This is a genomic window from Candidatus Poriferisodalis sp. (genome assembly GCF_965262965.1).
GTDB lineage: Bacteria > Actinomycetota > Acidimicrobiia > Acidimicrobiales > Poriferisodalaceae > Poriferisodalis.
This window is the reverse complement of the sequence record NZ_OZ253573.1, coordinates 198,270-212,135: the sequence shown is the minus strand read 5'-3', so window position 1 is coordinate 212,135 and position 13,866 is coordinate 198,270. Positions and strand designations below refer to the sequence as shown.

The following is a 13,866-nucleotide window of genomic DNA, read 5'->3' as shown; positions in this document are numbered from 1 at the left end:
CAGCCTGGGGCTGACTCACTCGGCTGCCTCAGAGATGGCCTCGCTGAGGGAGGGGTACACGAACAGGCTCTCGGCGATGTCCTGGACACGCAGGTTTGCACTCACCGCCAGCGCCACGACCGAGATGAGCTCCGCGGCATGACGGCCCACGATCGAGCCACCGAGGACCTGACCGGTCAGCGGATCGGAGACGATCTTCACGAAACCCCGCGGGTTCTCCTCGATCAGGGCCTTGGCATTCGCCCCGAAAGGCACCTTGGTGACTCGGATCTTGCGGCCCGTCGCGAAGGCCTCCGCCTCGGCGAGCCCGACATCGGCGATCTCGGGCTCGGTGAAGATGGCCGACGCGGCCTTGTCGTAGTCGAGGTGCCGATGTGGCCGGTTGTCGTGCCGGCCAATCGAATGCTCGACGATCTTGCGGCCCTGCATTGCCGCCACCGACGACAGCGGCAGCTTGCCCGACAAGTCGCCGGCCGCATAAATGCTCGGAACCGACGAGCGGAGGTTGTGATCGACCTCCACGAATCCGTGCTCGTCGACACGCACGTCGGTGTTCTCGAGGCCTAGCCCGTCGCTGTTGGGAATCGAGCCGATGGCCAGCAAGGCGTGAGACGCGTGCACCGTCCGGCCGTCGCTGCAGTTGACCACGACGTTGTCGCCGTCTCGCACGATGCTGGTTGCACGGGCCCCTTTGAGCAGGTTGACGCCGAGGTCGCCGAAGGTCTGTTCGAGGACGGCGGCTGCTTCGGGGTCCTTGTGCGGAAGCACCTGCTGGCGGCTGACGATCAGCGTCACCCGCGAGCCCAACGAGGTGAACATGTGGACGAACTCGACGCCGGTCACGCCCGAGCCCACCACCACAAGGTGTTCGGGCAGTTCGGAGGGCGGATAAGCGTCGCGGGTGGTGAGGATGCGCTCACCGTCGATCGGCGCCCAATCTGGGATGCGAGGACGGCTGCCGGTGGACAGCACGATGACGTCCGCCGTCAGTTCGATGGCGCCGTCGGTGGTATCGGCACAGACCTCGTTCGGCCCGAGCACACGACCAGTGCCCGACAGGATGCGCACGCCCTGGCTCACGAGCATCTGCCGGGCCACTTCGGCCAGCCGGGCTTCGATGTCGCCGATGCGCTGACGCAGGTGCGGGGTGTCGACCGAGGTCGAGACGTTCGCGAGGCCGAGATCGTCGAGGCGGCCGGCGAAGCTGAGCGCTGATCCCGTGGCGATCATCGTCTTGGACGGCACGCAGTCGCGCAGGTGCGCGGAGCCTCCCACGATGTCGCGTTCGACGAGCGTGACCTCAGCGCCGTAGCGGGCTGCGTACGTCGCTGCAGAGTGGCCGGCGGGACCTCCTCCGACCACGACGAAGCGCTTCTGAGCCATGAGCGGTCAGGGTACCGGCGCCTCCGGAGCGGCTGAACGCGGGCCGTGCAGAAAGCGGCCCCAGCGCGAGCCCCGAGCTAGCCCAGCGTTGGGCTGCAGAGGCCGTCGAGCTCGGTCACCGTGATGCGATCACGGTTGGCGTAGGACTATGCTTGAAGGTCGAAGTAGCCCAGTTCTCGACTCTCATTTGACCCCACAACGAGGCCACGATCCAGGAACCGATTGAAGTGCTCACAAGCCGTCTCTGGCACGAGCGCGCAATTGTGACAAGCCGCCAAGTTACAGGAGTCGGGACCTTGCCCACTTGTGCTTCCGACTTCCATGCAAACGGGATCAGCCGAACACCAGGTCGAGCTTTCAAGGGCCTGCGACACGATACGAGCCAAGTGCTGTGGGCGCCCCATTCTCACCAGTCCGCCCATCGTTCCTTCAGCATCACCAGCGGCGGTGTAGATGAGTATTCCAGCCATCGGCTGTGGTCGTTCACTCACATAAAGACGCTCTCGCAACGCCGCTGAGCTATAGCCGCACTCGTAGGTGAGCTGATTCATCAGCAGGTGGGCAAGGGTGTGAAGCATGGGAAAGCGACCCGGCAATTGTCTCTCGTGGAGATTCCTCCGGGATGCTGCTTCTTGGAAGCGGTCGTGTAGCAAGACCGCTCTCTGCCCCACTTCGAGGCGTTGCTCCCACTCGGTGAGACGCTCTTCGCGGAGTGTAAGAAATATGCCCTCGCCGTACACGAGGGCCGCCGGAAGCCAGTTCGTGTTGGGGCGGTCAGATCGAATCCAAAGGAGTTTCTTGCGTTCCTCGACCTCCGTCTGCGTCTCCGGGACAATCCTCTCGAACCCAACCAGCGCCCTGGTTTCCCGGAGGCGATCGACGAGTACAACCCTGTCAAAATGGCCCGCCATCCAGTTCCCGTAGTCCTCGATGGCGATGGCCCGGCTCTCTAGCTCTCGATGCCGCTGCGGCCTCCGAAGGGCGTCAAATTCTGTACGCCGAAACGCGATTTCGCCTTCCACTTGGCCGGTGTCGTCCTCACGCGGAACTTCGGGTCGGTCGGAAAAGTGGGCAGCGATGGCCAAGTCCAGCACCCTGTCTGAGAAGCGTTCGAGACTGGAGCGCGCGATGGTTCGGATAGTCGTAGCCGTGCCACGTTGGTCGGTATCCCGCAATACCTGAAGATATGTGGCGAGCGCAGCGTGGGTTCCGAACAAGTCCATGACTGCCCCGACTTCGGTGTCGTCTGATTGGGGAAGATAAATCGAACTCCTCGTGACGGCGTAGTAGACATTGCTCGCTGAACGAAGCGAGCCCTTAATCGGCAGCCCGCAACCCGTCGTATCTTCGGTGCCGTGCCAAGGCGTGTGGCCGGGGCACGTGTACTCCTCGTCACGACTGAGATCGGTCGAGAGATACGTGCCGTCTGCGCTTCCCTGGGTGATCCGGGCCAAATTTCGGGATTTGCCGCACTCGCACTCCACGACTTGTGCTGCGAGGCTCGCGCCGCCTGTAGAACGGATCTTGAGCACACCCGCGCAGGTCGGCGCGACCGATTGGTGCACCCATTCGCGAAATGGAAAATCCTGCGCATGACCAGCGGCACATATGGCAACGAACGGCACCTGCACCAGCCAGCCCTTCTCGCAGTGGGGGCACCGCTTCCGGCTTCGCGCGTGCAGCGAGAGTCGGGTCATTCGGAGGCACCGGCCGTTCCTGCAGAAATGCATCTGAGGGAAGCGAACCATCGGCACCGTGAGCATTGAGTTCGTCGCCGGGTCGCCTGCGAAGCTTCGCGGGTTCCTGTAGTCGGGCGGCAGCCGGAACTCCTGCACGTTGAGATAGCGCTGTAGGCGCCATTCCTCCACCCGAAATTCGGAAACGTCCAAGTTTGACGCATTCTCACCGCCGCCTTCCCGGCGGAACCAAGCGTCCAGTCCTGCTGACATGACAGAGATGCCGTCGGGCCCCGTTGTCATCGCGCCGACTCCGAACGGCGAAATCAGCTGGGACCTGCGGAGTGGTGTTCCGAGACCAGTCATGCGGTGTCGCCTTCCAGCCCGAGCGCATAGACGCCGGTGATTACACCCCGGCACTCCGCGTCAACGTTTCTGAGTGACGTTGGCGTCGCCCACGAGCGAACGCGCTCCTCCGGATCTGCGTACTCGCCAGCCCGATAAAGCAGCCCGGGCTCGTCTGCTGTGGTTGACCTGCGCCATTCGCTAGGAACCCAGCGGGCCCACTCTTCGATCCTCAGGGTCAAGAACTGCTCCAATGCAGCCGTTTCCTCGATGTCGACCGTTGCCACTCTTTCTCGAAAGATGCTTGACGCCATTTCGATCAGGTCCTCTGGAATCGGATATGGACTAGACGCCTCGTCTCGGGGAGCGCGCTGGCGTACCCATGCCACGAGCGCGGCGTGTAGCGCTCTGGCGAGGACGGGTGGGGCGAACGGCGTGACGCTTGTCGGCTCAACTTGTGCATACAAACGTTCGTGGTACGTCCGGAACTTTTCGTAGTGACTCCGATCTCTTGGCTTCGAAGCGCTGTAGATCGTGGCGATCAACCCAGGGCGTTCGTCCCACCTACGCCCAACCCGACCCGTTACCTGGATGTATTGCGATGTCGACTTTGGCTGGCCGACGACTGCCATCAGCGAGAGTCGATCGATGTCAATACCAACCTCGATGATGTTGGAGGCCAGGCAGATGTCGACGCTGCCTCGCCCATCGGCATATGGCGTTTCCAGCGCCTCCATGACTGTCGGCACTTCGTCGTTGCGAAGCCGACCGGTCAGTTCGAGTTCACGATTTAGCCGCCGCACGTCGTCCCACGATGAACCGCGTCGGTTACGGATCACCTTCATGTAGTCAGGAATGTCGGATTGCAACAGCGATAGCGAGGTACCGAGCTCCCGCAGGCTGTTGAAGAAAACCATCAGAGTCCAGTAGGGGTCGCGTTCATCTGCGGGCAGATCCCTGCCGGCCTGAAGAAGTGCAGAAAACGCGCGGACTTGGGCAGTTTGGAGAGATCCGAGACCTGCTCCGTGGACGCCAACATACATGCGGCCCTCACACAGCTCGTCGGCGCGCAGGTGTGGTGCCCGGTACCGGGCGTAGCGGGCGAAGAACGAATCGTCCACGCTGATGCCGTGAGGCGGGAAGAGGGCGACGCGCTCACGGGCAAATAAGGAGCGGACCTGATCGGTGTACCGCCGGATCGTCGCGGTCGAACTCACGATCTTTGGTCGGACTGGCTTCTCACCGCGGCGATCAACGCAGAGTTCCTCGATCACACTCTCGTAGAGTCCGACCATTGAGCCAAGCGGACCGGAGATCAAGTGAAGTTCGTCCTGGATGATGAGACCGGGAGGCGACACCGCATGCGCCCCGCTGTCGCCGACACCGAAGAGCGAGCGGGTGTCTGAACGCCAAGCAAGCTGAGCAAATTTGTCCACCGTTCCAATGACGATCGACGGACAATGATCGTAAATGTCCTCGTCGATCACGTGCAGCGGTAAGCCATCGGAGAACTCGCAAGTGGTGTCGGTGCAGAAGATACGCACAGTGCCGGCTGCTTCCGCGTAGCCGTGGACAAGTGGCGGCCTCGATCCCCTTGTTTGCCTTCCTTGCTCGCGCCCCGGACCTATCTGTGCAGCACACCATGGACATCGAATGACTAGAAATGGATTCGATCCGCGTCCCGCCCGTAGATTTCGAAGATCTGTTAACGCCTGCTTGCGCGTGTTTGGCGAAGTGCCGCCTCCGACCCAGATACCGATCGAGAACGGTTTGGCACCGAGGTCAATTCGCTCCGCCCGAATGATCTCGAGCGCACAAACTAGTGCCGCCGCACGTTGAAACTGCTGCGCCGTCAATAGCCGGAGCGTGTAGCGCATGAGAACGTCCACTCCAGCGTCTTCGGGATCCCTTAGGCGCCTGAGCAGCACGTTGAATGCCGAGAGTCCAAGGTATGCCTCGGTCTTGCCGCCGCCAGTAGGGAAGAAAATGAGGTCAACGAGTTCTCGATCTGGATGGTGTGGGTTAGCACACGAAGCGATCGCTGAGAGTAGGAACGCAATCTGGAACGGCCGCCAGGCCCCTCTGCCTGCAGGTGGAGAGAGCGGGTCGGTTGGACGTTTGGGTTCGGCCAGTTTGAGTTGCTTGGTTCGAGCGTCGTAAATGAGCTCTCGGGTAGTGCCTGCCGAATGAACCTGCTGGAGTAGCACAGCCCGGTTCGCTAGAACGAATGCGTCTCTCACCTGCCTGGAGCCGCGAACCAATGTGAGGCCCTCACGCATGCGGTGTGCTGCCGCCGAGCACTCCGCGAGATGGCGCAGCGCTGTTCCCTGATGTCCTTGCTCTAGCTCCCGAATGTCCCGCTCCCGCTCAGCAATCCAGGTCTCGTACAGGTCGATAACCTCGGCAAGACTTGCTATTCCGTCCTCACCTTCGATGAGGCCCGCGAGCGGCGCCATGGGGATCCGGAGCTCGGAGCCATCCTCACGAAAGACCTGCGGCGTCACGCTTGGTGTCTCGACCACGGGGAGAGGCTCGCCGCGCACCGACGAACACCGGCCACTCGGAAATCGTACGGCCCACCCGGCGGCGCAGCCGTGACCAACCGCGAAGGTCGGATACACCCGGTACAAGAGGTCGATAGACTTTTCCTCCTCATCGCGCACAGCGTGAACGGGTTGCGGATACGGGCGGATCCGAGCCGCATCAGAAGAGCCTGACACCTCAACTTCGAACTCAGCCTGGAAGAGAAAGCACTCGGGTACGCAACCGGGTGTCGAGTTGATCACACCCACCGTGATGAGAGAAGTCTCGTCCTCGCGCGGCCGGGAAACAGCGAAAGCGCCGATTTCGAGGCCTTCCAATCCTTCCGCCGTGGCCACGCCCTCGTGTCGACCGGATCGCGCCATGAGTTGGCTCGCGTCCCATTTAACCTCGACCGAGCAAGGGTTGCGAAACCACCAGACGCGATCGTGCCGCCCCACCCGAATGGTCCGCTTCTTGTAGCGACCTGCCTTCAGCGTCAACCGTACGGTTGCGTCGCTAGGCAACTCGGCGAGGAACGTAACAGCCATGGTTGTAGGCCGGAATTCGTTCGCACCTGACAGATCGAGATCGTCGGTCGGTGCCGAGTCGCCAAGACCATCGCGAGCAGATTCAGCCTCGACCAGAAACTTGTTGGCAACGAGCTTGGGTTCAGCTTCGCCGAGCGGCTCATCGGGTGGCCCGTCTCCCGCTACAACCTCTTGACCCAGAGCGTCCCGGCAACCCGCGCTGTAGATGACGCCGACCCCGTAGCGGCGGTCGGGTGCATCTCGAGTGAGGATCTCTTCGCCGTTTAGCTCTTGGCGGCGAGGCATCCAACGGGTGCCTTCATCGACCACATCACTCTCAGGGTCGAACGGCTCGCCCTGCGGGTCAGGCCCGACGAGTTCTCGTTGCAGTACTGCAAGTGTGTGGGCCCGCGCCTCAGCGAACTGTGGCATTCGTCCCCTCTCCCGTAAACAACTCGGCTAGCGAACGTTGTGTCCCATCACGCGCCAAGACGTGCAATCGATCCGTCGCTCGCGAGACCGCTACATAAAGGAGTTTTTGGGCCCGTTGTGTTCCAATTTCCTCTACGTCCGTGAGGATCACCGCCGGGGCCTCAAGGCCCTTGAACGACGAAACAGTTCCGAAACTGCTCGCCCCCTCCTGCCGCTGCGGCAAGGCGACAAGTGAGAGTTTACCGGCTCTTCGCGTTTTAGGGTGGAGTGAGGGTGTTGAGGAGTGTCCAGTCGGGTTTGCCGGCGTAGAGGAGTGCTCGGATTCGGTAGTGCTCGAAGTTGGTGAGACCGGACGCGTTGCGTTTGATGAGCTTGGCGAGATTGTTCGCTGCCTCGGTGGGTCCGTTGGTGACGCGTGAGAGGTGCCAGTTGGCGATCTGGGTGCGCCAGCGTCCAAGGGTGCGGCCGAGCCTGTTCATCTCCGGGGACCAGGCGGGATCGCGCAGATCGAGGGCGAGCGCGTCGAGGGCTCGTCGGGCGAGGCGGTGGCTGGGGATCTGGTAGGTCTGGCGCAGGGTCTCTTTGGCGTGCCAGGCGTCTCGCACCTCGCCGCGGGGATCGCCGGCTGCGAGCAGGCCGCGCAGCTTCGCGTCGCTGTCTGTGCTGAGGCGTTCGTGGGCCATGGTGAGCGGCTTGCGGACCCGGTACAGCGGGCCGTTTTTGGTGCCCCGCCCGCCGAGGGTGTCGTTCTGGACGCGGCGGCGCACCTCGTCGACCATCTGGTTGCCCAAGCGCACGACGTGGAACGGGTCCGCGACCTGGCGTGCGTGCGCCAGCGCGGTGTCGAACGCCTTGCGGTACGGACCTGACAGGTCCATCACCGCCCAGCGGACCGCCCGGCGCCACTGCGGCGTGCTTGCCTCCAGCCATTTGATCGCCGGATTGGCTGTGCGGCCTGCGACGATGTCGAGCAGGATCCCGCGGCGGGCGTCCACGATCGTGGTGCCCCACCGTTTGCGCCGGTACTTGCCGTGGCGCCACATCAAGATCTCGTCGAGCCCCAGCGCGGTGACGCCGTCGATGCGGCCGCGGTCCGCGGCGAGCAGCGCTGTTCCCCAGCGCCGCACTTCTCTCATCACGGTGTGCCAGTTGCAGCCCAGCTCCGCGGCGATCTCTTTGACGGTGCGGCCCCGCCCCACCCGACGCGTCGCCCGGCGCGCTGCCCGCGACGTCAAACGCGCCCGCGGCGGCGCTATCTCGGCCGCCTGCTCAGTGAAAGTCCCCACCGCGCAGTCCCCATTCGGGCAGCGCCAGCGGCGCTTTGCCAACACCAGCCGCACCGGCCGCCCGAACGACCCAAGATCTGCCAGCTCCGCACGCCTGACGCCGCTCGACCACACAGACCCGCCGCAGGACCCGCACACCGGTCGCGGCGAACGAAGCCGCACCAGGACCCTCAACGGCCGGCCCGGCTCGTCGCCCACCGACACCACTTCCACATCGGCGCCGAGTCCGACCAGCAGCTCATTGACACGCGTAGGGTCGCTCTCCACGGGGATCCTCCAGGTTTGGCACCGTTGAACAGCGCCGATTCTGGGGGATCCCCCGCGTTCACACCGGGACCCTCACACCACCAACTCCACCCTCAAACGCGAAGAGCCAGTTTACCCGAGTCCGCTACGCGTCGCGCGCACGAGTTGACTACAGGAGAAAGCACGACGATGTCTTGGGGTGAGAACTCGCCACTCGCTTGCAGTTGGCTTAGCGCGTCGCCAAGGAGACCTTCTTGGTCCTCTTCGGTTGGATAGAAGCTTGTCCGTGGCGTGCCCTCCGGCCCGCAGTCAGGCCTCATCACCCGGCTGTACGCAGGCTTCAAACCTCCCAACCGAACGATGTACTCCGCCACGCGCGGCAGATTCCGGCAGTTGCGCCTCAGCCTGTATCGAGCGATGGGCTCGCCGCGCCGAGTGATCTCCGCAATGGGGTCGTCGATGCCTGTGCTGTAGATCGCTTGACTCTCGAAGTCGCCGAACATGCGCCAGCTGCCGTTCGAGAGTTCGTTGGTGAGCACAGCGTCCATCACATCCAGATAAGCCGGGCTTGCTAGGTCCTGCGCTTCATCAACGATGAGGGCGTCATACAACGGACCGTTGTCGAGTAGGACCGACATTGCCCGTTCCGGAAGTATGCGCGACCAATACTCATGGCCTCCTTCGACCGAACCAGACTCGCCCGTTATGCGGCGTAGCAGTGCGTGAAACGTCAAGATGTCGACACCCGCGAACTCGTACCGCTCGGCTTCTGCCCGCAGGTAGGCAGCCAATTGCTGGTTAAAGCAGAGGAGTGCTGTGCGCTCACCTTGCGCGTTCGCACGACGTGCACCCTCGAGGGCCAAGACTGTCTTGCCCGTTCCGGCCGGACCCTCGATCAGGGCTCGCTGGTTGACACCATCAAGTCCCTCGATGACTTCGAGTTGTTCCTCCGTAAAGCGGCGAATTTGCGTCGTTCGCTGCTGCCTTATTGTCGACGTCGCTGGCAAGAAGTGCACATCGGGTCGGAGGATCCGCCGAATGCGCGCGCAATCGGACTCCGTAGGTCTCGTCGACGTAGGGTCAAACCACCGTGCGCTCTCAGACTGCGCTGCGTGGTTACGCGCCTTGCGCATAACCCGTCCGAGCAGGCTGTCGAGATCCTCGGAATCGAGATCCGCGCTCGAGAGTAGTTGCCAAGGGTGCCAATCGCCGCTCGAAGTTCGAACAGCTGGCGTGCAGTGGGTAAACAACACCGCCGACCAGAAGAGAATCTTCGATGCGGACGGGAGAGCGCTTACCACCTTCTTCTTAATGCTCCTGGCGGCCATCTCGGACTGGCGAAAAGGACCGCGAAAGTCGGGGGCGCCGCCCTCGCCGAGATACCACGCACCATCGGCGTAGTCAGCCCGCAAGTGACCCTTAACCTCAAGCGTCAACACACCGAGGCCAGGCATAAGGAATACGAAATCTGCCTCGCCCTCGACCTGACGCACGTGCTCTGGGATATGGAGCGAATGCAGAACCGTCCACGTCCTTCCGATGGTCCGTTCACGCAAGGCGTCGAAAATTAGAGTCTCGCCGGGGCTCGTGCCGGGAGGGTAGTCCGGGGGGATTATGTGAGCCATTCTTCTCGCACTTCGCCCGGGACCATCAATCTCTCCGGTGCGCAGTGAACGGTCGAGGGGGCGAACGCTTCAATCCTGAATGCAGTCATGGATCCACCACCGGAATTCGTAAACACCTGGCGTCCCGTTCGCAGCACCTCATCGAGTGGACTGGTGTTCGCCATTTCCCTGAGGCGGCTACCGATCGATCTGCCCGCTTGGCTGTGTGCGCTGTGCAGTCGCGACATGGCGCGCCACACCGTCTCTGCGTCGTCCGAGATCAAAATGGTGTCCATCAATACCTGCCAGTCCGCCCGGTCACCTGTCCTCAGTGAGCGCTCTGAGAGCCAGTTCTGGAGGTTTTGAGGATTGGCCCGCCTGCACCCCAATCGACGAAGCTCGGCGGCCGCACGTTGAATCGTCGGGCGCTGCCTTACCCACATTCGCAACTGCGTCTTCCAGTGATGCTGGATTTCGCGCAATCTTCGGGCGTCCCCTCCGAGGATTTCGTCTGCGATCGGAACGATGAGGTCTCCACCGCCGGAGGTCCGCAGGACGATGACGTGGCCTGGTTCTAGGTCCGCAACCTCGACACGTGCGACGCGGTGCTCTCGGGGCGCGAAGGGATCGAGCAGCCACACCGAACGATCGCCGTCCTCCGGCAAGAGCACTCCATGCCTGCCGGCGAGGATCGCCGGCCGTGCAAGAACTGGGTCCAGGAACTCGACATCGTCGTCACGCGAGAGCTCATGAGAGATAGAAGCCCAGTCCACTGACGATTGCTCATCTTCAGCCCGCACCTCGAACTCGCTGCGCATCGCTGGCACTGGTCTGACCCGGATGCCCGCCCCGCCCCGGGAACCTTCGAGCGCAGTTGAAGAGGGCGACCGCTCGCGGTACCACGCCCACTTGAGGACCACGATTTGTAGTGCCCTTGGGGACGTGAACACGTGCTGATGCGCATTGAACCAGTAGAGAGGCCCGACAACCATGAGGCGATCAAGGGGTTCGAGGCCAGCGATATCGTGGCGGCCCCATACCTCGAGTCCTGGAAGTCTCTGGCTGGCGTACCGTCCGGCGATTTCGACAAAGTCCGTCAAGGGCAGTACCACGCCGTTTCGGAGCCGCCTGTCATCTGTTGCAATGTCGAGAACTGCGTCGAGTAGAGGAGCATCGTCCAACCCTGCCAGCGCAGTGCCTGCAGCCAAGACCTCCTCACCGAGCGCGTTTGCCTCACCGCCGCCATACACACTGAGCGCCGGAAGTGACCGCTCAAGCTGATCAAGGAGTGGCGCGAGGCCCATTTTCGAATGCGAGAACGGCAGCGGGACAGTGGTGGCGATGTTGCGCGCCCGCTTAGCTGGGTACAGAAACCCGCTCCATCCGGTGTCATCGTCCTGCTTTAGCGCCATCCGGTTCAGTACAAAGACTGCCTCGGAGAAGCGCTCTAGCCCAGAGTGTTCAAGCGTTCGCCACGTAAGGCCCGCCCTTGCGGCAAGGGCGAAATAGCTTTCTGCTTGCGCGAGATCAACGTACTTCACCGAGGACGCTCGAATGCTTGCATCTCGGTTCCTGGCGGGATCTCAAGTTCATCAAGATATGGCGCAGACCCAAGACGGATCGCAAATTCCTCGTTGGCAACGTCGACGCCCTCAGCAAAACTCGCCGAACAGCGATCGAGAACAGCGATCCAGCTCGAGCCGGCGAACTCGGTGCGGCGTCGAGCAAATGCCCGGGGTCCGTCAAATACGGCGACGTGCGGAACGTCCTCGACTGGCATGGAAAACTCCGCAACCCGGTCAGACACGAGCAAGCTCCGAGAAATGCCTCCGTCAGGAAGAAAGCGACGAGGTCGGAGCAGGGCGCCGAGTGTCGCGGCAACCTTGCCCCTGCCGCGAGCTCTGATCTTCACGGACTCGAGCTCCTGCACCAGCAACGACACCTGGCCTATGACGACCGTGTCGACAGTTGGGATCGACAGGAATCCGGCTGAGAAATCACCGAGGAGATCCTGGACGACAGTCGTAGTCGTCGTCCGTGACTGTCGAAGGGCCTTCGGCAGCGTCCGTTTCCCTCCTTCCCCAATTTGGATCCGCTGGCACAAGTCCTTCGGTACGAAGTGGGTCATGCGGTCGTAGACGACTTCAAAGCCTGGCAGCCCGTCGCGCTGCACAACCCCGTTGAGGCTGCCTGCATAGATTCGCTCACCCATCCTGACCACGACGTGCGTGCCTCCGTTGAGCGAGGCGAGCGCTTCGAAGTGGACGTCAACGTCAGGAACGGCTCGGGCGCACATCGCCGCTCCCAAGGTTGCCCCCGTCGCGACGAAGGCTGCCGCGTATGACCGGACAGGCGGGATGACGACGGCACACGACTTGAGGCCCGCCTCGTGCGTTTCCGCTACGCGTTCACCGAGCCGGAAGAAAAACTGCAGCCAAGACGGGAGTTGCTGCCACGGCGTGCGTTCGTCTGAAATCTGTAACTCGGTTGCCGCGTCAAGCCGCGTCGCATCCGCCATGCCCAATCCGCCACCTTTAACAATCCGACAGACCCTCTAAGTCAGATTCTAGGTACACGACGAATGTCGACACAGTGTTCGCACCAAGCCAATGACCCGCACTGGGCGGGAGCCCACCAAACCCTCAGACAGCGCGCTCTGACGAGGGTTGCATTATCGGCGAGTTTGATGTCTCCAGCGATGCGCGCAGCTCTTTCGCAACGGCCTGAGCGAGTGCCGGTGGGACTGCGTTCGCGACTTGCAGCGGCTGACTCGCGCGTGGACCACAGAAGAAGTACGAATCCGGAAAACCCTGGATCCGCGCGGCCTCGCGAACAGTTATCGTCCGATGTTCTCTTGGATGCACGGGAAGGGCCCGATGGCCGGCTACGAGCGTGCGTGCAACATCACGTTCAAGCCGCCGATAGGAGATCGGGCCGCCACCTGGCCGTATCGAGCGGATTTTCGCAACGACTCTTGGTGAGTGATTCATCGCAGTTGAATTCAGCACCACGCGCCCGTCAGGCAACCTCATCCGTTCTGATCCTTCCCCTGGGCCAAGACTGGGCAGATCCTTGAGCCGTCGGTCCAATGTCGTGGTCTCCGGCAGAGCATGGTGAGTTGATGCGGCACCCGGTGGAACGTGAGTCGGCGGCGGCACCGCAGGCGGAGCGACACCGGGACCCACCCCGACGAAAAAGAGGCGTCGACGGTTTTGCGGCACTCCATAATCAAACGCACGCAAAGTCGCCGGATATTCCCACGTCTCGTAACCCGCATCCCTTAGGGACGACGTGATCTGGCCTGTGTAGGAAACCCCGTTAACTCGACGGACGCCAGGGACATTCTCGATCAAGACGGTCCGTGCCTCAAGCTCGGTTGCGAGCCGACTCACGTGTCGGAAGAGAAGATTTCGCCAGTCGCCGACCGTCCGAGCGCCGGCGGCCGAGTAGCCTTGGCAGGGGGGGCCAGCGATCACGACCGCGGGAACAACAAAGCCCGGGAGCCAGGACCTCAAATCATCTCCGCTGGTGTCTTCGACGGGTGCCTCGATGACCGGGACCCCCGGGTGGTTCAGGCGGTAGGTCTGTGCGGCGTGCCTCTCGATCTCCACCGCGGCAGCGATGCGGAAGCCGGCTTGTTCGAAGCCCAACCCCATCGCACCCGCTCCGCCGAAGAGATCTACGACTGCTAGGCCACCTGCCGCAGCCGCGACTCCGGAACGCCCCTTCTCGCAGAAGGAAATGAGGGGACAGTCCCCACACTGCGGGTTCGACTCACCGCACACCTCTCGACCGTGATGCGCGAGATTCGCATGAAAACGGTTGCGGGCTACCCTGGGAACGA

The 13,866-nt window shown here is 62.6% G+C and carries 9 protein-coding genes; all 9 read right to left on the bottom strand.

The window, feature by feature from the left end; genetic code table 11:
• Positions 1-15: 15 nt before the first annotated feature.
• On the bottom strand, positions 16-1,383 hold the full coding sequence (locus ACQY5K_RS01110) for an NAD(P)H-quinone dehydrogenase (RefSeq protein WP_428119294.1): 1,368 nt from the start codon (positions 1,381-1,383) through the stop codon (positions 16-18).
• Positions 1,384-1,529: 146 nt separating this feature from the next.
• Positions 1,530-3,425: a DrmB family protein gene (gene drmB / locus ACQY5K_RS01105; RefSeq protein WP_428119292.1), complete on the bottom strand. Its 1,896-nt coding sequence runs from the start codon at positions 3,423-3,425 to the stop codon at positions 1,530-1,532.
• Positions 3,422-6,886, bottom strand: a complete 3,465-nt coding sequence (locus ACQY5K_RS01100) for a helicase-related protein (protein WP_428119290.1) — start codon at positions 6,884-6,886, stop codon at positions 3,422-3,424. The genes drmB and ACQY5K_RS01100 overlap by 4 nt, the downstream gene beginning before the upstream one ends.
• Positions 6,870-7,109: an ATP-binding domain-containing protein gene (locus ACQY5K_RS01095; protein ID WP_428119288.1), complete on the bottom strand. Its 240-nt coding sequence runs from the start codon at positions 7,107-7,109 to the stop codon at positions 6,870-6,872. The genes ACQY5K_RS01100 and ACQY5K_RS01095 overlap by 17 nt, the downstream gene beginning before the upstream one ends.
• Before the next feature lie 34 nt (positions 7,110-7,143).
• Complete coding sequence (locus tag ACQY5K_RS01090) at positions 7,144-8,439, bottom strand: ISL3 family transposase (protein WP_428119286.1); 1,296 nt, start codon at positions 8,437-8,439, stop codon at positions 7,144-7,146.
• A 92-nt stretch (positions 8,440-8,531) separates the two neighbouring features.
• Positions 8,532-10,043, bottom strand: a complete 1,512-nt coding sequence (locus tag ACQY5K_RS01085; RefSeq protein WP_428119284.1) for an NERD domain-containing protein — start codon at positions 10,041-10,043, stop codon at positions 8,532-8,534.
• The gene (locus tag ACQY5K_RS01080) at positions 10,031-11,434 is read right to left on the bottom strand and encodes a hypothetical protein (protein ID WP_428119282.1); all 1,404 of its coding nucleotides are present in this window, start codon (positions 11,432-11,434) and stop codon (positions 10,031-10,033) included. The genes ACQY5K_RS01085 and ACQY5K_RS01080 overlap by 13 nt, the downstream gene beginning before the upstream one ends.
• Before the next feature lie 125 nt (positions 11,435-11,559).
• Positions 11,560-12,540, bottom strand: a complete 981-nt coding sequence (locus ACQY5K_RS01075; protein ID WP_428119280.1) for a hypothetical protein — start codon at positions 12,538-12,540, stop codon at positions 11,560-11,562.
• A 124-nt stretch (positions 12,541-12,664) separates the two neighbouring features.
• Positions 12,665-13,678, bottom strand: a complete 1,014-nt coding sequence (locus ACQY5K_RS01070) for a DNA cytosine methyltransferase (RefSeq protein WP_428119278.1) — start codon at positions 13,676-13,678, stop codon at positions 12,665-12,667.
• Positions 13,679-13,866 lie beyond the last annotated feature (188 nt).

Excerpts from the sequence above, each read along its gene's own strand:
- ACQY5K_RS01110 (WP_428119294.1), bottom strand. The coding sequence starts at position 1,383 with ATGGCTCAGAAGCGCTTCGTCGTGGTCGGAGGAGGTCCCGCCGGCCAC.
- drmB (WP_428119292.1), bottom strand. The coding sequence starts at position 3,425 with ATGACTGGTCTCGGAACACCACTCCGCAGGTCCCAGCTGATTTCGCCG.
- ACQY5K_RS01100 (WP_428119290.1), bottom strand. The coding sequence starts at position 6,886 with ATGCCACAGTTCGCTGAGGCGCGGGCCCACACACTTGCAGTACTGCAA.
- ACQY5K_RS01085 (WP_428119284.1), bottom strand. The coding sequence starts at position 10,043 with ATGGCTCACATAATCCCCCCGGACTACCCTCCCGGCACGAGCCCCGGC.
- ACQY5K_RS01080 (WP_428119282.1), bottom strand. The coding sequence starts at position 11,434 with ATGGCGCTAAAGCAGGACGATGACACCGGATGGAGCGGGTTTCTGTAC.
- ACQY5K_RS01075 (WP_428119280.1), bottom strand. The coding sequence starts at position 12,540 with ATGGCGGATGCGACGCGGCTTGACGCGGCAACCGAGTTACAGATTTCA.
- ACQY5K_RS01070 (WP_428119278.1), bottom strand. The coding sequence starts at position 13,678 with ATGGGGTTGGGCTTCGAACAAGCCGGCTTCCGCATCGCTGCCGCGGTG.